The sequence below is a fragment of the Pseudomonas sp. W3I7 genome (assembly GCF_030816095.1).
Classification (GTDB): domain Bacteria; phylum Pseudomonadota; class Gammaproteobacteria; order Pseudomonadales; family Pseudomonadaceae; genus Aquipseudomonas; species Aquipseudomonas salomonii.
This window is the reverse complement of the sequence record NZ_JAUSXP010000001.1, coordinates 1414904-1436721: the sequence shown is the minus strand read 5'-3', so window position 1 is coordinate 1436721 and position 21818 is coordinate 1414904. Positions and strand designations below refer to the sequence as shown.

Genomic DNA, 21818 nt, shown 5'->3' with positions numbered 1-21818 from the left:
CTCCCACACTCGATCAGCGCCAGGCATCCCAACCCACGGGCCCCTGGCGCTTTTTTATGGCCTGGATTTGTATCAAAAGCGTGCTGTAATCAGTGCAGTGCCCAGAAGGGCGCTGAAGTAAATCTGCAGGGAGCATCATTGATTTACTGATTCGGTAGAGCTATCTATCAAGGACGTGTCGCATGTCTTTGTTCAAACGTTCAATCACAGAGGGGTTAGGTACGTTTTGGCTGGTGTTAGGCGGTTGCGGGAGTGCGGTGTTGGCCGCAGCGTTTCCCGCCGTCGGGATCGGGTTGCTCGGTGTGGCCCTGGCCTTCGGGCTGACGGTACTGACCATGGCGTTTGCCATCGGGCATCTCAGCGGGTGCCACCTCAACCCGGCAGTGTCAGTGGGGCTGGTCGTGGGCGGGCGGTTTCCGGCCAGGGAGTTACCGGCCTACATCGTCGCGCAGGTAATCGGCGCCACCGTCGCTGCTGCACTGTTGTACTTCATTGCCAGCGGTAAACCGGGCTTTGAGCTAGCCGGCGGCCTGGCCTCCAACGGCTACGGCGAGCATTCGCCAGGGGGCTACTCGATGGCTGCGGGGGTTGTCTGTGAGCTGGTGATGACAGCGATGTTCGTGCTGATCATTCTCGGCGCCACCGACCGTCGTGCCCCGCCGGGTCTTGCACCTATCGCCATCGGCCTGGCCCTGACCTTGATCCACTTGATCTCCATTCCCGTGACCAACACTTCGGTCAACCCGGCCCGCAGTACCGGCCCGGCATTGATCGTCGGCGGGTGGGCGATCCAGCAGTTGTGGATGTTCTGGCTGGCACCGATCCTCGGCGCTGTAATCGGTGGTGTGACCTATCGATGGCTGGGCAAGGAGCAGCCGGCCTGAGGCAAACGGGTTCAGCCCTGCCGATAAGGCAGGGCTGCCCTCGCCTCTTCGGCATACGCCAGAATCCCAACCCGCTCGCGTTCCAGGAAGTCTTCGACGGCATTCTTCAAACCGGGATGGCGCAGGTAGTGCCACGACCGTGTGATCACTGGCTCAAACCCGCGAATCAACTTGTGTTCGCCCTGGGCGCCGGCGTCGAAACGTTGCAGGCCGTGGGCGATGGCGTAGTCCATGCCCTGGTAGAAGCAGGTTTCAAAATGCAGGCGGTCGAACTCGGCCAGGCAGCCCCAGTAACGGCCGTAGAAACTGTCGCCACCGATCAGGCTGAAGGCCATGGCCACCGGGCGTGTGCCTTGTTTGGCCAGCACCACGCGAATCGCCTCGGGCATGCGCTCGGCCAGCAGGCTGAAAAAGGCGCGGGTCAGGTAAGGTGCCTGGCGACGCACCGCGTAGGTGTTGGCGTAGCAGGCGTAGACAAAATCCCACTGCGCCTCGCTTAACTCATGGCCTTGCAACCATTCAAAATCGATGCCCTGCCCGGCCACTTGCTCGCGTTCTTTGCGCATCTGTTTGCGCTTGCGTGAACTCAAGGCATCGAGAAAGTCCTGGAAGTCGCGATAACCGCGATTTTGCCAGTGAAACTGGCAGCCCAGGCGCTGCAACCAACCCGCCTGCCCAGCCAGTGCAGCATCGGCCAACGGGTCGGTGAAGTTGATATGGGCACTGGAGAGCCCTTCGATTTCCAGATAACCGGGCAGGCTACCCAGCAGTTCAAACCCGTCCTCGGCATTCCTGGCCAGCAAGCGCGGGCCACTCACCGGACTGAACGGCACCGCCGTCAGCAACTTGGGGTAGTACTCGATGCCCGCGCGCGCACAAGCGTCTGCCCAGCCGTGATCAAACACGTACTCGCCATAGGAGTGCCATTTGCGGTAGCTGGGCAGGGCCGCCACCAGGCGTTCGCCTTCCCAATGCAGCAAATGCTCGGGCTGCCAACCGGACTGCGGGCCCAGGCTGGCGCTGTCTTCCAGCGCACTCAGAAAGGCATGCCGCACAAAGGGTTGGGCCTGCGGCACCAGGGCATCCCAGACGTGCGGGGCGATTGCAGACAGCTTGTCCAGGCGTTGCAGCGGCATCGGCATCCTCTCTGTTTCTTGGCGTGAAAGCCTGGCGAGTATCGCCTATCGCGGCGCCAGGCACACCTCGAAACGAGCGGGACAAACCTCGAAACAATTAGTTCCAGATTAAATAATTTGTCATCTAGGTGAAATCACTTAGCCACTACTCCGTCATAAACGATCGTGATACTGACGCCTGTTTTTAGAGCGCCTGGTTCTACCAGGCGGCTATTTTCCGTCCGTCATCGGTCGGTTGTGTCCTGGATGGTTTGCCATCCCTCCTCACTTTCGGAGATTGATATGCGTCTTGCTTCCACTAAAACTGCGGCGGCCCTGTGTGGCGGCCTGTTGCTGGCCCTGAGCGTTCCGGCCAGCGCTGCAGTCGACGCTAAATTGCTCGACATGCTCAAGGCCAACGGCCAGATCACCGCTGCGCAGTACACTGAACTGCAAACGGAATTAGCCAAGGACCAGAAAGAAAAGCAGATCGCACAGCAAGCTCAACAAGAGACCAACGAGCAGATCGCGGCCACCGCGAAAAAAACCAACGACCTCAGCGTCTTCGATCAGAAGCTGGCCTGGGCCGCGCGTACCCAGCTCAAGGGTGATGTGCGCTTCCGTCAGGAAACCGTGAAGATCCAGGGCGAATCCAACAACGGCGGCCGCGACAAAGACCGTCAGCGCATCCGTGCCCGCCTGGGCGCCTACACCGAGATCAACTCCCAGGTCGACACCGGCATCCGCGTGGCCACCGGCAGCAGCGACGATGCGCGCTCCACCAACCAGGACCAGGACAACTACTTCGACAAGAAGTCGATCTGGCTGGACCTGGGCTACATCGACTACCACCCGGACCAGATCAAGAACCTGCACGTGATCGGCGGCAAGATGCTGCAACCGTGGGTGAACATGGGCGACGTGATCTGGGATAGCGACATCAACCCTGAAGGCCTGGCCGTCACCTACAAGTACCCATTGGGCGGCAGCGCCGAGCTGTTCGGCAGCCTGGGTAACTACAACCTCAAGGACAACGTGGACGGCGACGGCGTGCAATTTCGCCATGACCTGCGCCTGACGTCCGGCCAGCTGGGCACGCGCTTCTCGCTCACCGACAACCTTAAAATGACCCTGGGCGGCAGCGTCTACGCCTACCAGAACGACAAGGACAGCCGCTGCACAACCACCACCACGCCATGCGCGCTGGCGGTCAACGGCAACTCGGCCAACAACGAATTCCGCCTGTATGAAGGCTTTGCCCAAGCCGACATCGGCGGCCTGGCCGTGCCTTTGGCGTTCTACGGCCAGTACGTGAAAAACAACGATGCAGTGACCGACCAGGACACCGCCTGGTTGATCGGTGCCAAATCCAAGGTGTTCGGTTTCAACCTGGACTACAACTACCGCGATACTCAGCGTGATGCAGTGGTTGGCGCGTTCACCGATTCGGACTTCGCCAACGGCACCACCGGGTCGCGCGGTCACAAGCTCAAAGTCAGCTACGACATCGACAAGAACTTCGCCCTCGGCGCCACGTACTTCCTGACCAAGGCTGACTACGCCAGCCGCACGCAGCGTGATGCCAACACCAACACCCTGCAGCTGGATGCTGAAGCCAAGTTCTAAATGTGTGTGCAATAACCCTTGGGCCAGGACGGCCCGAGGGGGTTTAACAGCCTTGCGTGGGTGGGTCGATCCCCATCATCCGTTCGACTCACCCACGCGAGCCTGGCTCTTTCCCGCCGTTACTGATCCTTGAGCCTTTCGGCCACCAGCCGATCAGCCAGTGCATCAACATCCTTTACCGGCTCCTGCGGCATGATCTTCAACGTCGCCTGCATCAGGCGCATCTGACGAATAAATCGCCGGCAGTTGGGGCAGAACATCAAGTGATGACGCACCAGCAAACGCTCTCGAAAGGTCAATTGCCCATCGAGGTAGTCACTGGACCGCGCCACTTGTTCCTTACAGGTCAACATTCACCCGTTTCCTCAAAATGCTCCACCGTGGCGAAGACTTTAAGCCGTGCTCGATGCAACAGCACACGGACATTGGAGAGCGAGAGGGTCAGAAGATTACAAATCTCCTCCAACTCCAGGCCTTGGCGTTCACGCAGCACCAGCACGCTGCTTTGCAGCTCCGACAAACTCAGGATTGTATGCTCCAGGCACTTGCGCAGCTCATCCTCGGTCAGCAAGGCTTCCGGGGTGTCCTGGTGCCAGGCGTAAGGGTGCTACAGCCCAGTGGCCGTCGTCGGGGACGAAGCGGTCATCACCAATGGTGCCGTGGGGCGAAGGCAAATCATCGAGCAATACTTCCCGGCGATTCTGTTTGTAGCGGCCCTTGGCGGAGTTGGCGGTGATGGTCAGCAACCAGGTCTTGAGGCTGGAGCGCCCTTCGAACTTGGCCAGGTTACGCACCACCGACAGCCAGGCGTCTTGCACCACTTCATCGGCGTGGCGCTGGCCGACAATGGCATAGGCAACCGCGCGCATGGCGCTCTGGTAGGTGGTGACCAGTTCCTTGTAGGCCCGCTGCTCGCCCTTGAGCAGCCGTTCAAGCAGGTGCGCGTCGTCGGCTGCTGCCATTGTTTACCTCAAATCACCTTGGAATTCGGTCGATGTGGGCGCTGGCTTGCCTGCGATGCAGGCACCTCGGTGGATCAGTCACACCACAGTGATGCCATCGCAGGCAAGCCAGCTCCCACAGGATCAGCGCTTGCGCAGGATCACGCTGCCAATCGAGTAACCCGCGCCGAACGAGCTGAGCACTGCAACCGAGCCCTTGGGCAGATCGTCCTGGTAGGTGTGAAACGCAATCACCGAACCTGCCGAGCTGGTATTGGCGTAAGTATCAAGGATCACCGGCGCTTCCTCCACCGAGGCTTCGCGGCCCAGCAGTTTCTTCACAATCAGGTGGTTCATGCTCAGGTTGGCCTGGTGCAGCCAGAAGCGCTTCACGTCGGTCACGTTCAGCTGGTTTTCTTCAAGGTGTACACCGATCAACTCGGCAACCATCGGGCAGACATCCCGGAAGACTTTGCGGCCTTCCTGCACGAACAGTTTGTCCGGCGCGCCGATGCCTTCTTCGGCGGTACGGTTGAGGAAACCGAAGTTGTTGCGGATGTTATTGGAGAACTTGGTCAGCAGCTTGGTGCTGACCACGTCGAACTGGTGCTCGGAGGTCGCCAGATCAGCGCGCTCGAGGATCACCGCCGTGGCCGCATCACCGAAGATGAAATGGCTGTCACGGTCGCGGAAATTCAAGTGGCCGGTGCAGACTTCCGGGTTGACCATCAGGATCGCCCGGGCCTGGCCCAGCTGGATGCTGTTGGCGGCGTTCTGGATGCCGAAGGTGGCCGAGGAACACGCCACGTTCATGTCAAAACCGAAACCTGCGATGCCCAGGGCTTCCTGGACTTCAATGGCGATGGCCGGGTAGGCGCGTTGCAGGTTGGAGCAGGCGACGATTACGCCATCAATGTCGGCGGCGGTCTTGCCGGCGCGTTGCAGGGCTTGTTCGGCGGCACCGATGGCCATCTGGCAGAGTACCGACCACTCGTCGTTGCTGCGCTCGGGCAAGCGCGGGGCCATGCGTTGCGGGTCAAGGATGCCGTCCTTGTCCATCACAAAGCGGCTCTTGATGCCCGAAGCCTTCTCGATAAAGGCCGCGCTGGACTCGGTCAGCGCCTGCACCTCACCGCGCTCGATGGCCGCGGCGTTATCGCTGTTGAACTGTTGCACGTAAGCATTGAAAGACTGCACCAGCTCTTCGTTGGAGATGCTGTTGGCCGGCGTGTACAGGCCAGTGCCGCTGATGACGACGTTATGCACGGTCGTTCCTCTAAATCTGTCAGGCAGAGAAGAAATTGGTACCGTCGTACCAAACTTTAAGGCGTTCGATGCCTTCCAGCGAGCATCAAACTGGCAACGCTTTATCCCATCGCGCCACAGCGTTTCGCGGCGTTACCGGTCTTTATGACTGCGAAGTTTGCCACAACCTCGCGCATTTGGCGCCATCCCCAGGATTAACCCCCGCAATCCACTGTGGGAGCTGGCTTGCCTGCGATGCAGACACTGCGGTGTATCAGCCAAACGGTGGTGATGCCATCGCAGGCAAGCCAGCTCCCACAGGGATTGGGCGTTGCCTGGAGGATCGAGGAAGAACTCAGGCTTCGACCAGGCTCCACTGCTTGCTCAAACGCTTATCGGAAATCGGCACCTTGGTGCCCAACTGCTGAGCAAACAGTGACACCCGGTATTCTTCCAGCCACCAGCGATAGAGTTCGAGCTGCGGGTCGCGCTTGCCTTCCTGGGCGTGTTTGTTCAGGCGGTTCTGGTACTGCGCCCACAAGCCACCCAGCTCAGTGCTCCACACGCGATCTTTTTGCACCTGGCTCGGCAGTTTCTCCAGGCGCAGTTCGATGGCTTTGAGAAAGCGTGGCAATTCCTTGAACCAATGCGCCGGGGTTTCGCGCACAAAACCTTGATACACCAGGTTGCTGAGCTGCTGTTTGATGTCGTTCAACGCCACGGCCTGGGCCAGGTCGATCTTGCCTTTGAAGCGTTTGTGCAAACCATGCCAGAGTTTCAGCACGTCCAGGGTCAAGCGCGCCAGGCGCTCGGCGTGCTCGGCCCAACTGCCGCGCTTGCGTTCGGCCAACGCAGCCAGACCGGCACCGTCACGCGGCAGGCTGGCTTCACCTTCGAGCACGCAGGTGTCGAGGCTGGCCAATAGAATGTCTTCCACCAGTGCATCAATGCGCCCCAGCTCGCGGTACATCAGGCCCAATTCGGTCAAACCGGGCAGTTTGCCCCGCAGGAATTTTGCCGGTTCCGCCAGTTGCTGCATCAGCAAGCGCTGCAAGGCGCGACGGTGCTGGAACTCGGCTTCGGCGGCAGTGGAAAAACGCCCTTCCTTGACCGTGCCGTTTTCTTCGACCAGGGCCGGGTAGACCGTCATCGAGAGGCCGGCAATCTTTTGCTGGGTCTTTTCCGCCACGGCGGCAAACACCTTGGCTTCCACCGGCTGCTGGCTTTTTGCAGTTTGCGGCACCGCCAATGCGGCCTGGCTGGCTTCGGCGAAACGCGCGGTCAGCTCGGCCAGATCGCGGCCTTCGCCCAGGAACTTGCCCTGGCCATCGACCACTTCAAGGTTCATCTTCAGGTGGCTTTCCACCTGCTGCGCCGCCTCGGCCCAGGCCTCATCGCTGACCCGCGCGCCGGTCATGCGCAGCAATTCGCGGCCCAGTGCCTGGGGCAGCGAGCCCTGACCAAATTCGATACGTTGCAGGGCGGCCTTGACGAAATCCGGCACCGGCACAAAGTTCTTGCGCAGCGCCTTGGGCAGGTTGCGCACCAGCGCGATGCACTTGGCTTCGATCACACCCGGCACCAGCCACTCCAGACGCTCCGGCGGCAATGCCGGCAACAATGGCGCCGGTACGCGCAGGGTTACGCCGTCGCGGGGGTGGTTGGGTTCAAAGTGGTAACTCAGGGCCAGTTCCAGGTCGCCCAAATGCAGCGTGTCCGGGTAATGCGCGGCGGTGACTTCACTGGCCTCGCGGGCCAGCACGTCTTCTTCACGCATGATCAGCAGTTGCGGATCTTTCTGGCTGTTGACCTTGTACCAGCTGTCGAACGTGGCGGTCTGGTGGATCTCTGCCGGCAAGCGCGCGTCATAGAAGGCGTACAGGGTTTCTTCATCCGCCAGAATGTCACGACGCCGGGCCTTGGCCTCCAGCTCATCGAGCTGTTCCAGCAGTTGCTGGTTGGCCGTGAGGCACTTGGCGCGGGATTGAATCTCGCCGCGTACCAAACCTTCACGAATAAACAACTCGCGGGACACCACCGGGTCAATGGGCCCGTAATGCACCGGCCGGCGCCCGACCACAATCAGCCCGAACAGGGTGATCTGCTCAAACGCCACCACTTGGCCGCGCTTCTTTTCCCAGTGCGGCTCGAAGTGGTTTTTCTTGATCAGGTGCCCGGCCAGCGGCTCGATCCAGTCGGCATCGATCTTGGCGACCATGCGCGCATACAGTTTGGTGGTTTCCACCAGTTCGGCGGCCATCAGCCATTGCGGACGCTTTTTGCCGATGCCCGAAGACGGGTGAATCCAGAAGCGCCGCTGCCGTGCGCCGAGGTAATCGCCGTCTTCGGTCTTCTGGCCGATCTGGCTGAGCAGGCCGGACAGCACCGCCTTGTGCAGTTTCGCAAAATCGGCCGGCTCCTTGTTGACCGTCAGCTGCATGTCGCGGCAGATCAGGCTCAACTGGCGATGGGAGTCACGCCACTCGCGCAGGCGCAGGTAATTCAGGAAATTCTTGCGGCACCAGTTACGCAACGGGCTGGCGGTCAGTGCCTGGCGCTGTTCTTCAAAGCCACGCCACAGATTGACCAGCCCGGCGAAGTCCGAATCGGCATCCTTCCATTGCGCGTGGGCCTGGTCGGCGGCTTGCTGGCGCTCCGGCGGACGCTCGCGCGGGTCCTGGATCGACATGGCGCTGGCCACAATCAACACGTCCTGCAAACTGCCAAGCTTGGCCGCTTCGAGCAGCATGCGGCCCATGCGCGGGTCCACCGGCAGGCGCGCCAATTGGCGGCCCAGCGGCGTAAGCTGGCTGTTGCGGTCCACCGCCGAGAGTTCTTGCAGCAGGTTGAAACCGTCGCTGATCGCCTTGCCATCCGGCGGCTCGATAAACGGGAAGTCGGTGATTTCGCCCAGGCGCAGGTGCAGCATCTGCAGGATCACCGCAGCGAGGTTGGTGCGCAGGATCTCCGGGTCGGTAAATTCCGGGCGGCCGATAAAATCTTCTTCGCTGTACAAGCGAATGCAAATGCCCGGCTCGACCCGGCCGCAGCGGCCTTTGCGCTGGTTGGCACTGGCCTGGGAAATCGCCTCGATCGGCAGGCGCTGCACTTTGGCGCGGTAGCTGTAGCGGCTGATGCGCGCGGTGCCGCTGTCGATCACATAGCGAATGCCCGGCACCGTCAGCGAGGTTTCCGCGACGTTGGTGGCCAGCACCACGCGGCGGCCTGGGTGGGACTGGAAGATGCGCTGCTGTTCGGCCGGCGACAGACGCGCGTACAGCGGCAGAATTTCAGTGTGCTTGAGCTGGGCCTTGCGCAGCATGTCGGCGGCGTCGCGAATCTCGCGTTCGCCGGGCAAAAACACCAGCACATCGCCGGGGCTGCGACGTTCGCTGCGCTCATAAGCGGCAATTTCGTCGAGGGTGGCGAGAATCGCCTGGTCGACGGTCAAGTCATCCTCGACGCGGTTGCCCTCCTCGTCCTGCTCCAGCGTCAGCGGGCGGTACCAGGTGTCGACCGGGAAGGTACGACCCGAGACCTCGACAATCGGCGCATCGTCGAAGTGCTTGGAAAAGCGCTCCAGGTCGATGGTCGCCGAGGTGATGATGACTTTAAGGTCCGGGCGACGCGGCAACAGGGTTTTCAGGTAACCGAGCAGGAAGTCGATGTTCAGGCTGCGTTCGTGGGCTTCGTCGACGATGATGGTGTCGTAGCGCTCGAGGTAACGGTCGTTCTGGGTTTCGGCCAGCAAAATACCGTCGGTCATCAGCTTGATCAGGGTGTTGGAGTCACTCTGATCTTCGAAACGCACCTGATAGCCGACCAGCGCCCCCAAGGGCGTAGCAAGCTCTTCGGCAACCCGGCTGGCGACGCTGCGCGCGGCAATCCGGCGTGGCTGGGTGTGGCCGATCAGGCCGTACTGGCCGCGACCGATTTCCAGGCAGATCTTCGGCAACTGGGTGGTTTTACCCGAGCCGGTTTCGCCGGCAATGATCAGCACCTGATGCTTGAGCAACGCTTCTTTGATCTCGTCGCGCTTGGCGGCAATCGGCAGGCTGTCGTCATAGCGAATCACCGGCAGGCTGGCGCGCCGCGCGGTGACCTGGGCGCAGGACGCTTGCATACGCGTAACCCACTGCGCCAGCTTCTCCTCGTCAGGCTTCTTGCGCAGCTCAAGCAACTGGCGCCGCAAGCGGTGGCGGTCGGCGAGCATGGCGTGATCGAGGTTCTTGAGCAGTTGGTCGATAGCGGGCGCTTGGTCAGTCATCAGGTACTTTGCAGGTCGTCTATTTATGCACGGCCGGCAAGTGTGGCAGAAAAGCGCCTCATCTGGCAGACGGCTAAGTAAACCGGATCAAATGTGAGAGCGGGCTTGCCCGCGAATGCGGTGCATCAGTTGACCATTAAGGTGACTGGCACACCGCATTCGCGAGCAAGCCCGCTCCCACAGGAGTATTCGTTTACAGCGGGTCTTTGCGCCGATACGGAAACACATCAATCACCTTGCCGGCGCGAATCGCTTCCTGCAGGCCTTTCCAGTAGTCGGCGTTGTACAACTCGCCATGCAACTCGTCGAACAGCTTGCGCTGGCCGGCATCGGCGAACAGGAACGGCGGGAACTCTTCCGGGAACACGTCCAGCGGGCCGATGGAGTACCAGGGCTCCGAGGCCATTTCATCTTCGGGCGTGCGCGGTGCGGGGATATGGCGGAAGTTGGCTTCGGTGAGAAAGCAGATCTCGTCATAGTCATAGAACACCACACGACCGTGACGGGTGACGCCGAAGTTCTTCAGCAGCATGTCGCCGGGGAAGATGTTCGCCGCCGCCAGTTGCTTGATGGCCAGGCCATAGTCTTCCAGGGCTTCGCGCACCTGGGCGGGGTTGGCGTTGTCCAGGTAGAGGTTGAGCGGGGTCATGCGCCGCTCGGTCCAGCAATGGCGAATCAGTACCGTATCGCCCTCCACCTGCACCGTGCCGGCGGCGACTTCAAGTAACTCGGCCAGGCATTCGGGCTCGAATTTGCTCAAGGGAAAACGGAAGTCGGCAAACTCCTGGGTGTCGGCCATGCGCCCCACCCGATCAACGCTTTTAACCAGCCGGTACTTCTCGATCACCGTGGCGCGGTTGACGTTTTTCGACGGCGAAAAGCGGTCCTTGATAATCTTGAATACGGTGTTGAAACCCGGCAGCGTGAACACGCTCATGACCATGCCGCGCACGCCGGGCGCCATGATGAATTGATCATCGGTGGTGGCCAGGTGGTTGATCAACGCGCGGTAGAACTCGGATTTGCCGTGCTTGTAGAAACCGATCGAGGTGTACAGCTCGGCAATATGCTTGCCGGGCAGGATGCGCTTGAGAAAGCCGATAAACTCCGCCGGCACCGGCACATCGACCATGAAGTAAGAGCGCGTGAAGGAAAAGATGATCGACACATCGGCTTCGTCGGTGATCAGCGCATCGATCTGGATGCCGCGCCCTTCGCGGTGCAGCAACGGGATCACCAGTGGCCACTGCTCGTCGCGGGTAAAAATGCGCCCGACCAGGTAGGCACCTTTATTACGGTAAAGCACCGATGAAAACAGCTCGATACTCAGCTGCGGGTCTTTGCACACCCAATCCGGCAGATTTTCGCGCAGCTGCGCCTGGAGGCGGCGCAGGTCGCCGTCGAGGTCGGCGTAGGCTTCGCTGAAGCGGTAATCGGCGAAGATCTGCGCCAGCGTCGCCGCCAGGTCGCCCGCAGGTTGATAGGTGCGGGTTTGCGCCGCACGCGCCCGGCGCAGGCTCGGCCGCGTGGTGTGGATGAACATGCAGCCGTCGCTGATCAGGTCATGGCTGAACAGCCCGCAGAAGATCGAGTTGTACCAGGTCTCGGACAGCTCATCGTCAAAACGCAGATCGATCAGGCCGATGTACGCGCTTTTGACCAATGGCCACTCGTCCACTGCCAGCAACGCCGCCTCATCGAAGTGGGCACGCAGACGCGCCGTGACTTCAGCGACCTTCTCTTCATACAAATTGATCCGCGCCGCCGATGCCGCCTGCCCTTGTTGCCACTGAGCCTTTTCGAAGCGCTCGCGAGCGCCGTCGGTGATCTGGCGAAAGTGCTCACGGTAATCGTCGAAGCCATCGAGGATCATGCGGGCAATGGCAGGGGCGGAAGACGACATGCGGGAAACCTCGAACGGGTATCTGGATGCCTGAGCTTAGCCAGTGAATCGAGGCAGGAGAAGGATGATTTGCACAGCCTGACTGTACAACATCATGCATTTTGTACATTTAGTTTCAGTTTTTAATAAGTAGACCACTCGGTCAATAAGTGCACCAAAAAGTCACCTCACTCACCGCTACAGGCTTGGAACTGCGTGGCCCTGCCCTCGCCGAGCGCAAAGCGTACCCACCTGCGAATTCATAACTGATGTAACAACCTCGACACCGCTTAGGGGAAACCCCGATTACTACCTTGATGGCACTTTGATATACAGCGCGCCCTTTCCCAACCGAACAAGGTCTGAAGACCGACCCGGGAACCGGTTCAAATCGCCTAAGGAGCACTGAGATGTCATTGAGGAATATGCCGATCGGTCTGCGCGCCAGCCTGAGTTTCGGGGTGTTGGCCAGCATGCTGGTGATCGTCGGAATGTTTGGCCTGGGGCAGATGGCCAAGCTGCGCGAAAGCGCGTTGGTGATGGAAGAGTCGTGGATGCCGAGCATCGAGAATATCCACGACGCTGCAGCCTGCATCGCCAGCATCCGCCTGGAGTCGATGCGCATGGCGACCACCGACGAATCAAGGATCCGCGACAACAGCAAAAGCCTGATCGCCCGCCAGCGCAACGAACTCAACACCCTGCTTGAGCACCACACCGAGCTGCTCAGCGGCGACGAAGAGCGCGCCATGCTCAAGCAACTCAACAGCGATGTGAGCACCTACAACAGCATCGTCAGCCAGATGATGGCGCTGGTCGACAAGGACCAGCAGCAAGACGCCATCGACCTGCTCAACACACGCATCGGCCCACAGGGCACGGTCTTGAATAAAAGCCTGGAGGACATGATTACCTTCAATCAAAAAGGCGTGGAAGCCGCAGCGGACGCGGCGGCGCAGATGTACACCCGCGCGCAGTGGGTGGTCGGCCTGATCATCCTGTGTGCACTGATCGCGACCTTGTTGCTCGCCTGGCTGCTGACCCGCAGCATCACCGCCCCGCTGGGCCAGGCCCTGGCCGTGGCGCGCACCATTGCCGGTGGTGATCTGAGCCAGCCCATCGTGGTCAAAGGCAGCGACGAACCGGCGCAATTGCTGACGGCCCTGGCCACCATGCAGGATCAGTTGCGCACCACCATTCATGGCATCAGCGAGTCGGCCCAGCAACTGGCGTCCGCAGCCGAAGAGATGAGTTCGGTGATGGAGCAGAGCACCCGTGGCCTGCAAGCGCAGAACGATGAGATCGAACAGGCCGCCACCGCCGTCAACGAGATGAGCGCGGCGGTGGACGAAGTAGCGGCCAATGCAGTGTCCAGCGCCGAGGCGTCCACGGCCTCCGACGAAGACAGCAAGCACGGTCATTACCAGATCAGCGAAACCATCAGCTCGATCCAGAGCCTGGTAGACGAAGTGCTCGGTGCGTCCAACAAGGCCGAAGGCCTGGCGGTGCAGGCCCAGGACATCAGTAAAGTGCTGGAAGTGATCCGCGGCATCGCCGGGCAAACCAACCTGCTGGCGCTCAATGCCGCCATCGAAGCCGCCCGTGCAGGCGAAGCCGGGCGCGGGTTTGCAGTGGTGGCCGACGAAGTACGCTCGCTGGCACAACGCACCCAGGACTCCACCGAGGAAATCGAGCAGATGATCAACGGCATCCAGCAAGGCACCCAAGGCACTGTCGAAGCGCTTAACAGCAGCGCCGAGCACGCCGGCCAGACCTTACAACGGGCCAACAGCGCCGGCAGCGCGCTGGAAAAAATCACCGCAGCCATCTCGCAGATCAGTGAACGTAACCTGGTGATCGCCAGCGCCGCCGAGCAACAGGCGCTGGTGGCCCGCGACGTCGACCGCAGCCTGGTGAACATTCGCGACCTGTCGACCCAGACCGCCGCCGGTGCCACCCAGACCTCGGCGGCCAGCCAGGAGCTATCACGCCTGGCGGTGGACCTCAACGGCATGGTCACGCGGTTTGTCCTGTAATTAGCGATTGTGTCGCGCAGGCCACTGGGCAACACTCGCCGCCTTATTGATGTAGGAGTGTTCCGTGAGACCTGTCGACACCCTGTACCTGTTGGGGCTGGCTGCCATTTGGGGCGCCAGCTTCCTGTTCATGCGCATCATTGCGCCGGAAATCGGCACGGTACCGACGGCGTTTTTTCGCGTGTCAATCGCCGCCGCCGGGTTGCTGGTGATCCTAACGATGATGCGCGTGAACTGGGACTTCCAGGGCAAGTTCAAGACCGTGCTGCTGCTCGGCGTGATCAACTCCGGGATTCCCGCGACTATGTATTCCGTGGCCGCCCAGGTGCTGCCGGCGGGTTACTCGGCGATCTTCAACGCCACCACGCCGTTGATGGGCGTGTTGATTGGCGGGCTGTTCTTCAGTGAGCGCCTGACGCCTTCCAAAATCGCAGGTGTGTGTTTGGGCCTGTTTGGCGTAGGAATCCTGACCCGTGCCGGGCCGGTAGCCTTTGATATGGACCTGTTGATGGGCGCACTGGCCTGTCTGCTGGCCACCACGTGCTACGGCTTTGCCGGTTTCCTTGCGCGGCGCTGGCTCGATCAGCGTGGCGGCCTGGACAGCCGGCTTGCGGCATTGGGCAGCATGCTCGGCGCTACCCTGTTCTTGCTGCCGCTCTTTGCCTACAGCGCCATCAGCCATCCACCGGCGAGCTGGGGTGGCTGGCAGGTGTGGTCGTCATTGCTGGGGTTGGGGCTGGTGTGTACGGCGTTTGCCTACATCCTGTACTTCCGCTTGCTGTCGTCGATTGGGCCGGTGAAGTCAATGACCGTGACCTTTATGATTCCGCCGTTTGGCGTGTTGTGGGGCGCGTTGCTGCTCGATGAACCGTTGTCGATGGCCCATCTGTATGGCGGGGTGTTGATTGCGGGCGCCCTTTGGCTGGTGCTGCGACCAGGGAAATTATCGACCCGCTAGGCGCCCGTCATCATTTGGTCACGCAGTAAACGCTTGAAGTTTTGGCCGTAGCCATTCTTACAGGGTGACGTGGAGGTTTCGCACACCATGTCGTCGCTATTTGCAAAATACAAACAAAACACATAACAAAAAAATACAAATAATGTATTTTACGCAGCACAATTGGACAGAATCGCAAAATGCGACAAAGGTCATCATGCCCAATCAAGACTTTTTCGGCTTGGATGCCCCCGTTGTATGGGATACGCACTCGGCTTATCAACACCTTCATGCGCTCGAACAAGCGGACACCAAACGCACGGCCGAACGCCGCCTGCACGAATTGGGCTTGCTGCCCGCCGAACTCACGGTGCACACCCTTGAAGATGAGTGGGGACGCCCGCCGACCCCTGTCGTGCTGGCCTGGGATATAGAAAGGGCGCGGGCCAAGCGCAAGCTGGTGATCTTCGCGCAATTGTTCCGTACACCGGACGGCCAAGACTGTTTGCACGCCAATGACGCCAGGGGCGCACGCTACTGGCTGCCGCTCGGGCCGGTGCCGCTCAATTCCCAGGCCCTGGCCAATGCCCTGCAGCGCTTGCAAACCCACATTGGCAAATACATCGTCGTGTTTCCCAGCGGACGTCTCACTGCCATGTGCAGGCAAGTCAGCCCACCGGCCAGCGTCGAACTCGGGCTGCTCAGTTATGCCCCGGTACTCGACGAAAGCCCATTGCGCACGCCGCATTCCCCGGCAAAGTCGCTCACGCCTCATCTCAAGCGACTTGAGTCAGAGAGCGTGCAAATCATCCGCGAAGCGGTGGCCGAATCCGAAAACCCAGCCATGCTGTATTCGATGGGCAAAGACAGCGCGGTCATGCTCCACCTGGCCCGCAAAGCCTTTTACCCTTCGGTGCCGCCCTTCCCGCTCTTGCACGTCGATACGCGCTGGAAGTTTCAGGAGATGTACATGTTCCGCGATTTCATGGCGCGTGAAAGCGGCATGGACCTGCTGGTGCATATCAACCCCGAAGCGATCAGCAAGAACATCAACCCCTTTGACCACGGCTCGGCGCTGCACACCGACCTGACCAAGACCGAAGGCCTCAAGCAAGCCCTGGATAAGTACAAATTTGACCTGGTGTTTGGTGGCGCACGCCGCGATGAAGAGAAATCCCGCGCCAAGGAGCGCGTGTTTTCCTTCCGCAGCAAAAGCCATCAATGGGATCCAAAAAACCAGCGTCCCGAGGTATGGAACCTCTACAACACCCATAAAAATCCTGGCGAGAGCATTCGCGTTTTTCCGCTGTCCAACTGGACAGAACTCGATATCTGGCAATACATCCACCAGGAAAACATCCCATTGGTCCCACTCTATTTCGCAAAACAAAGGCCTGTCGTTATCCGTAATGGCGTGGCACTTATGGTGAATGATTCACGCATGAAGTTGCTCCCGGACGAGAAAATTGAAGCGCGCAATGTGCGTTTTCGCACCCTGGGCTGCTACCCACTGACCGGCGCGGTGGAGTCAAACGCCGTCACCGCCGCCGATGTCATCCTTGAATTGCTGGGCTCCACCCGCTCCGAGCGACAAGGCCGAGCGATTGACAGTGACAGCGCGTCAAGCATGGAGAAGAAGAAAAAGGAGGGCTATTTCTGATGGCACTCGAACCTACTGCGCTCGCCACTGATGCAACGATCGAAGCCTTTCTGGCGCAACAGGGTAACCAGGACCTGCTGCGTTTCATCACTTGCGGCAGCGTCGACGATGGCAAAAGCACACTGATCGGCCGCTTGCTGTGGGATGCACGGCAACTCACCGACGATCAGCTGGCGGCGCTGCACGCCGACTCGAAAAAACATGGCACCCAGGGCAAGGATCTCGACTTTGCACTCTTGGTCGATGGCCTGTCCGCCGAGCGTGAACAGGGCATCACTATTGACGTGGCCTACCGTTTTTTCTCCACCGCCAAACGCAAGTTCATCGTCGCCGACACCCCAGGCCACGAGCAGTACACACGCAATATGGTCACGGGTGCATCGACCGCCGATGTCGCGGTGATCCTGATCGATGCCCGCCAGGGCGTGCTGACGCAAACCCGCAGGCACGCCTACCTGGTGTCGTTGATGGGCATTCGCCAGGTGGTCGTGGCCGTGAACAAGATGGATCTGGTCGGGTTCGACGAGGGCGTTTTTCGCCAGATTACCGAGGAGTTCCGCGAGTTTTCGCAAAGCCTGGGGTTCGAGAAGATCATTCCGATCCCTCTCAGCGCGCTCAAGGGTGACAACATCACCCAACGCTCCACCCACACGCCTTGGTACAACGGCCCGACCCTGATGGGCTGCCTGGAAACCCTTGAGATTGCTACGCCTGCGTCCGAGCGCCTGGTATTTCCGGTGCAATGGGTGAATCGTCCGGATGCCTCGTTTCGAGGGTTCAGCGGCTGTGTGGCAGAAGGTCAGGTCAGCGTCGGCGATGAGGTGCGCGCAAGCCTCTCGGGCCACACCGCTACGGTCACCGACATTATCGGCATGAACGGCTCCACCCAGTGCGCCACTGCCACCGACGCCGTTACGCTGACACTGAGCAAGGAAATCGACGTCTCACGCGGTGACATACTGTCCCTGAGCCACAGCCCGCTGGAGGTTACCGACCAGTTTGAAGCCGTGCTGATCTGGATGAACGAAGACGCGGGGCTCAACGGCCGCAGCTACGACATCAAACTGGCGACGCAATGGGCATCGGCTTCAATCACCAACATAAAATATCGCATCGACACCAACACCCTTGCCCGTGATGCCAGCCGCCATCTGTCCCTGAATGACATCAGTGTCTGCACCCTGGCAACCAGCAAACCCTTGGTATTTGACAGCTATCAACAGTCCAGAACCCTGGGAAGCTTCATTCTGGTGGATCGCGTTACCCACGCAACCGTTGCGGCAGGGCTGATCAACCACAGCCTGCGGCGGGCGCAGAACGTGCACCGGCAGGCCCTTTCGATTACCCGTGAAGACCGGGAAAAGCTCAACGGCCACCCAGGCAAAGTCATCTGGTTTACCGGGCTGTCGGGGTCGGGCAAATCAACGCTGGCCAACGCACTGGAATTGGAACTGCATGCCCAAGGCTATCGCACCTATATTCTCGATGGCGATAACGTACGCCAGGGCCTGAACAGAGACCTGGGCTTTACCGATGCGGACCGCGTGGAAAATATCCGGCGTATCGCCGAAGTGGCCAAACTGATGATGGATGCCGGGCTTATCGTCTTGACGGCCTTTATCTCGCCGTTCAGGAGAGAGCGGCAAATGGCGAAAGAACTGATTGGTGAGGAGCGGTTTGTAGAGGTGTACGTCAGTACAACCCTTGAAGTGTGTGAAGAGCGGGATGTGAAAGGGTTGTATAAAAAGGCCAGGGCCGGGCAACTGCCGAACCTGTCAGGGGTGGGCAGCCCTTATGAAGCGCCCGTCGAAGCGCAGCTTGAAATCGATACGGCGCATACCGACCTCGCATTGGCACTTGAACGGCTGCAGGACATCATCAAGTAATCAATGTGACACCCTACGGCAACACCTACCTTGTTGGCGACAGGGTAGGTGTTTTTCCCGGTCATTAATGCAGCTATCCATTAATGACGAATGCTCACAACCCGCTCAACGCCGAGTTGTGTGTGCAGCTCAAGCCGAATTCAATCAGGCTTTTTTGGCCTGGATCTTGAATTTGGTTGGGGACGTGCAGTTGTAGCGGAAGTTGCCTTCCTGCTGGATTACTTTGATCGAGTAGGTACCCGCGTCCAGCTTGCTGATGTCGATCTTGCCGACGAAGCCGGAGTTCGCCAGGTCAGGCTTGGAGAACGCCTTGGCTACGTCCGGACGCGGAACGCGTGCAACCGGCGAAGTCAGCACAACGTCGTTCTTGGCGTTGATGATCTGCAGCGTCACGTCTTTTGGAATGGTGCTGGCTACAGCGTTGTATGCCCAGCCCCATGGCTCGAACGGAACATTGGACATGACTTCACTACCGTTGACCGGGCTGTCCAGCGAGCACGAATCATTCGCCGCAACATCTTTCATCTTGTCTGCATCGCAGCCAGCAAGAAGACCCAGTAAAGCAACAGCCGGTAGCAGATAGAGAGAACGCATAAATATTCCTTTTTAAGTTACTATTTTCAAACAATTAAGACTTGAAAAGCTTCAAACAGAGGCTTTTCAAACCCGCGATTTTATTGCCAATCACTGCCAGAAATTTCGGGCGCAGCACATCGACTTCCTGCATCTTGCGATGATACCAACCGGCATCGATCTTGTAGTCCCTTGCCAGCACTTCCCGATGCTCATCGGCGCTGAGAAGCCGATTGAGTTCGAGAATACCGACCATCTCGTATGCCTTGCCCAAGGCTCTGTTTGGCACGAAAAAAAGCAGTGCTTTCTCGATATCCAAGTGCTTGTCACCCGGAACGTCAGGATATCTCAGCAAGTCAGAAAAACCATCCTTGAGATGTTGAGTTCCGACGTGCTGGAAAAAACCACTGGCAATCAAATAATGCTCATTCATCGTGCGCACAGCGTTGGCCACCGTTTGACTGCTGGCGCTTTGCCCTGGTAGCACGCGGAAGTTGATCAGTTCGCGCTCAGAGATGTGAATAGGGAAGCGTTTGACCAGTCGGACCCACATATCAAAGTCAGGCAGCTGTCGAAGGTTATTATCGTAGACACCCACCTGATCAAAACATTCACGCCGAATAAGCATGGTCGGATGGCAAATGCAGTTGCCCCGATCGAAGAAAAAGCGCAACCACTCGCCCTGGGAACGGTTCGGCTGATCAAATACCGATCCAAAGGTCAAACGCCCCTTGCTGATGACTTCGCCACGCTTGTCAATGAAACGGGCACGGCCAAAGGTTGCCCCTAACTGAGGGTTCTCAAGCAATATCTGCAGTTGATAGATCAGCTTGTCGTCATCACACCAGGCATCATCCGAGTTGATCAGCGCGATGTATTGCCCCTGCGAACGCGCAATCAACTCATTGGTTACCGCGCAGGCGCCGCGATTTTCTTCATAGGGGAAAAAACGGATTCTAGGGTCGACAATCGACTCGACGACCTTAGGAGTGCCATCGGTGGAACCGTCGTCGGCAATCAAGAATTCCAGTTCGACCCCGCGCTGCTTCAATACACTGGCAATCGCTTCTTTCACGTATTCAGCGTGATTGAAGGTTGCCATTATCACGCTGATCAGAGGCCCGCTCATACACCTCCACCGCGGCGGATGAGTCTCAGGAAGACTTTTTTAACCACTGGCGGCGTCAAGGCGTTGAACAGCATGACCACAACAGGCGGCAGGAACTGCTCAACGTTGGCTGCACACCAGGCAACCGCACGCGCAACGGTACCCAGTGAATGGCCACGTCGCGACATCACAATCGCCTTGCGCAAATGGCGCTGCAGTTTGACAAAGCTGGTATGAAACAGCTGATGGGTCAGTTGGTCATAAGCGGGAATCAAGCTCAGTTGCAGCTCCAATTGCCCGGCATGGGCGACGTGGGACCACGCCCCGCCTGAATGCACGCGATACACCGACATCGGCTCTTCGATAAACCCGATCAGGCTGCTTCTGGCCACGCAAATATTGACGATCCAGTCATACGACTTGATATCGAACAATGCTTGCGGCAGTGCGTCCAAGGCGGACTTTCTATACAGACAGGTCGAAAAGTTACCGACCAGGTTGTCCGCAATCAGATCACGCGCACTTAACAACCGATAACCGTCGCCGCGCTCGACCCGGCTGACGAAGCTGGCGTCCTCTTCATTAAAAACGAAGTAATTGACCGAGCACAGGCCACATTCCCCATGTGCATCAAGAAACCGGGCCTGGCGCGTCAACTTATACGGGCTGCTCCAGTAATCATCACCTTCGAGCACCGCCACATAGGTAGCGGAGCACGCCGAAAAACCGCGCTGATAATTCCTGGTAATCCCAAGGTTAGCCGACGGCGCCAGGTACTTGAAGGTAAACCGCGCGTCGCGCCCCTCATAACGCTGGACACAGGCCAACGTCGAATCCGATGAAGCATCGTCCGCGATAACCAGTTCAATAGCGCCGCAGAAGTCCTGGCTGAACAGCGAATCCAGCGCCCGCTCGATATACCGCTCATGATTATAGGTAACCAGCAGCACCGATAATTCGAAGCGCGAACTTGCGTCTGACATTACTTCACCAACAGCCGGGCCGGGTTACCCACTACCGTGGTGTAGGGTTCAACGTCTTTGACCACAACCGCGCCCATGCCCACAACCGCTCCCGCTCCAATCTTCAAGGGAGCCCCATGCCTGCCTTGTTTGATCAGTGCACCGGCGCCTACGTAAGCATGATCACCAATTGTGACATTGCCGTTGCACTTCACGCCCGGCCCGAACGTGACAAAATCGCCAATCACACAGTCATGGGAAATGTTGCACTGGTTGTTGGCCTGAAAAAAACGACCAATCTTTACATTCGAAGTAATGATCGTTTGCTCGGAGATCATCACCCCTTCACCGATCTCATTGCTGTCCAACAAGATTGCACTGCCGGCAATTAATGAGAACGGCTGTATATCGTTCGCCAGACACGCGTCAGCAATCCGCTGACGAGCCTCGGAGTTGCCAATCGCGATGTTGAATCGCTTGACCCCCTCGAGCGCGAAGAAGGCCTCCAGACTGATCGCCCGGTACCCATTGATCTGGGTTGGCGCCTCTAAATTTTCCACAACGAATAACAATTCAGCGTTCAATTCGGCGGGCGTGCCCTTGATCATTGATCGCAGCATCGGCATGACTTCCCTGCCATGCCCGCCTGCACCAATAAGACCAAAAAATGTTTTCATAATGCTCTCTGAACGATTA

General features: G+C 59.0%; 15 protein-coding genes and 1 pseudogene. 6 read left to right on the top strand and 10 right to left on the bottom strand.

Going from position 1 to position 21818, the window contains the following annotated elements; all coding sequences use genetic code 11:
* The first annotated feature begins 182 nt into the window (after window positions 1-182).
* Window positions 183-884, top strand: a complete 702-nt coding sequence (gene aqpZ / locus QF043_RS06800) for an aquaporin Z (protein ID WP_307417933.1) — start codon at window positions 183-185, stop codon at window positions 882-884.
* A gap of 11 nt (window positions 885-895) precedes the next feature.
* Here aqpZ and QF043_RS06795 read toward each other — a convergent pair whose 3' ends face one another.
* The gene (locus QF043_RS06795) at window positions 896-2020 is read right to left on the bottom strand and encodes a GNAT family N-acetyltransferase (protein ID WP_307417932.1); all 1125 of its coding nucleotides are present in this window, start codon (window positions 2018-2020) and stop codon (window positions 896-898) included.
* Window positions 2021-2302: 282 nt separating this feature from the next.
* Here QF043_RS06795 and QF043_RS06790 point away from each other — a divergent pair, with 282 nt between their 5' ends.
* Window positions 2303-3625, top strand: a complete 1323-nt coding sequence (locus tag QF043_RS06790; RefSeq protein ID WP_017134842.1) for a putative porin — start codon at window positions 2303-2305, stop codon at window positions 3623-3625.
* Between the two features lie 119 nt (window positions 3626-3744).
* Here the strand turns inward: QF043_RS06790 and QF043_RS06785 are convergent, their stop codons facing one another.
* From QF043_RS06785 to aceK, 5 genes and pseudogenes are all read right to left on the bottom strand, one after another.
* The gene (locus QF043_RS06785) at window positions 3745-3978 is read right to left on the bottom strand and encodes an anti-sigma factor (protein WP_056861494.1); all 234 of its coding nucleotides are present in this window, start codon (window positions 3976-3978) and stop codon (window positions 3745-3747) included.
* Window positions 3972-4587 (bottom strand): annotated as a pseudogene (locus QF043_RS06780) (RNA polymerase sigma factor). The gene QF043_RS06785 and the pseudogene QF043_RS06780 overlap by 7 nt, the downstream one beginning before the upstream one ends.
* 123 nt (window positions 4588-4710) lie before the next feature.
* Window positions 4711-5832, bottom strand: coding sequence for a beta-ketoacyl-ACP synthase III (locus QF043_RS06775; RefSeq protein ID WP_307417930.1), 1122 nt, complete (start codon window positions 5830-5832; stop codon window positions 4711-4713).
* Window positions 5833-6166: 334 nt separating this feature from the next.
* Window positions 6167-10078 (bottom strand): ATP-dependent RNA helicase HrpA, encoded by a 3912-nt coding sequence (gene hrpA / locus QF043_RS06770; protein ID WP_307417929.1) that lies wholly within the window; start codon window positions 10076-10078, stop codon window positions 6167-6169.
* A 193-nt stretch (window positions 10079-10271) separates the two neighbouring features.
* A complete protein-coding gene (gene aceK, locus QF043_RS06765; protein WP_305454802.1) occupies window positions 10272-11981 on the bottom strand; it encodes a bifunctional isocitrate dehydrogenase kinase/phosphatase in 1710 nt (569 codons plus the stop codon).
* Window positions 11982-12370: 389 nt separating this feature from the next.
* Between aceK and QF043_RS06760 the strand changes: the two genes are divergently transcribed.
* From QF043_RS06760 to cysN, 4 genes are all read left to right on the top strand, one after another.
* A complete protein-coding gene (locus tag QF043_RS06760; protein WP_307417928.1) occupies window positions 12371-13996 on the top strand; it encodes a methyl-accepting chemotaxis protein in 1626 nt (541 codons plus the stop codon).
* Window positions 13997-14060: 64 nt separating this feature from the next.
* A complete protein-coding gene (locus tag QF043_RS06755) occupies window positions 14061-14954 on the top strand; it encodes a DMT family transporter (protein WP_307417927.1) in 894 nt (297 codons plus the stop codon).
* A gap of 100 nt (window positions 14955-15054) precedes the next feature.
* Window positions 15055-16593, top strand: a complete 1539-nt coding sequence (gene cysD / locus QF043_RS06750; RefSeq protein ID WP_307417926.1) for a sulfate adenylyltransferase subunit CysD — start codon at window positions 15055-15057, stop codon at window positions 16591-16593.
* Window positions 16593-18479 (top strand): sulfate adenylyltransferase subunit CysN, encoded by a 1887-nt coding sequence (cysN, locus tag QF043_RS06745; RefSeq protein ID WP_307417925.1) that lies wholly within the window; start codon window positions 16593-16595, stop codon window positions 18477-18479. The genes cysD and cysN overlap by 1 nt, the downstream gene beginning before the upstream one ends.
* A gap of 144 nt (window positions 18480-18623) precedes the next feature.
* On the opposite strand, the gene QF043_RS06740 is transcribed toward cysN, so the two are convergent.
* The 4 genes from QF043_RS06740 to QF043_RS06725 are packed head-to-tail and all read right to left on the bottom strand — an operon-like array spanning window position 18624 to window position 21799.
* A complete protein-coding gene (locus QF043_RS06740) occupies window positions 18624-19073 on the bottom strand; it encodes a hypothetical protein (RefSeq protein WP_058422503.1) in 450 nt (149 codons plus the stop codon).
* Window positions 19074-19107: 34 nt separating this feature from the next.
* On the bottom strand, window positions 19108-20181 hold the full coding sequence (locus QF043_RS06735; protein ID WP_307417924.1) for a glycosyltransferase: 1074 nt from the start codon (window positions 20179-20181) through the stop codon (window positions 19108-19110).
* Window positions 20178-21143: a glycosyltransferase gene (locus QF043_RS06730; protein ID WP_307417923.1), complete on the bottom strand. Its 966-nt coding sequence runs from the start codon at window positions 21141-21143 to the stop codon at window positions 20178-20180. Before QF043_RS06730 ends, QF043_RS06735 begins: the two co-directional genes overlap by 4 nt.
* Window positions 21143-21799 carry an acetyltransferase gene (locus tag QF043_RS06725; RefSeq protein ID WP_305454819.1) on the bottom strand — a complete coding sequence of 219 codons (657 nt, stop codon included), beginning with the start codon at window positions 21797-21799 and terminating at the stop codon, window positions 21143-21145. The genes QF043_RS06730 and QF043_RS06725 overlap by 1 nt, the downstream gene beginning before the upstream one ends.
* Window positions 21800-21818 lie beyond the last annotated feature (19 nt).

What these genes read in the sequence shown, in the direction of transcription:
- QF043_RS06735 (WP_307417924.1), bottom strand. Translation starts at nt 20,181, where the DNA reads ATGAGCGGGCCTCTGATCAGCGTGATAATGGCAACCTTCAATCACGCT.
- QF043_RS06740 (WP_058422503.1), bottom strand. Translation starts at nt 19,073, where the DNA reads ATGCGTTCTCTCTATCTGCTACCGGCTGTTGCTTTACTGGGTCTTCTT.
- QF043_RS06760 (WP_307417928.1), top strand. Translation starts at nt 12,371, where the DNA reads ATGTCATTGAGGAATATGCCGATCGGTCTGCGCGCCAGCCTGAGTTTC.
- QF043_RS06795 (WP_307417932.1), bottom strand. Translation starts at nt 2,020, where the DNA reads ATGCCGCTGCAACGCCTGGACAAGCTGTCTGCAATCGCCCCGCACGTC.
- QF043_RS06790 (WP_017134842.1), top strand. Translation starts at nt 2,303, where the DNA reads ATGCGTCTTGCTTCCACTAAAACTGCGGCGGCCCTGTGTGGCGGCCTG.
- aqpZ (WP_307417933.1), top strand. Translation starts at nt 183, where the DNA reads ATGTCTTTGTTCAAACGTTCAATCACAGAGGGGTTAGGTACGTTTTGG.
- aceK (WP_305454802.1), bottom strand. Translation starts at nt 11,981, where the DNA reads ATGTCGTCTTCCGCCCCTGCCATTGCCCGCATGATCCTCGATGGCTTC.
- hrpA (WP_307417929.1), bottom strand. Translation starts at nt 10,078, where the DNA reads ATGACTGACCAAGCGCCCGCTATCGACCAACTGCTCAAGAACCTCGAT.
- QF043_RS06785 (WP_056861494.1), bottom strand. Translation starts at nt 3,978, where the DNA reads ATGTTGACCTGTAAGGAACAAGTGGCGCGGTCCAGTGACTACCTCGAT.
- cysN (WP_307417925.1), top strand. Translation starts at nt 16,593, where the DNA reads ATGGCACTCGAACCTACTGCGCTCGCCACTGATGCAACGATCGAAGCC.
- QF043_RS06730 (WP_307417923.1), bottom strand. Translation starts at nt 21,143, where the DNA reads ATGTCAGACGCAAGTTCGCGCTTCGAATTATCGGTGCTGCTGGTTACC.
- QF043_RS06725 (WP_305454819.1), bottom strand. Translation starts at nt 21,799, where the DNA reads ATGAAAACATTTTTTGGTCTTATTGGTGCAGGCGGGCATGGCAGGGAA.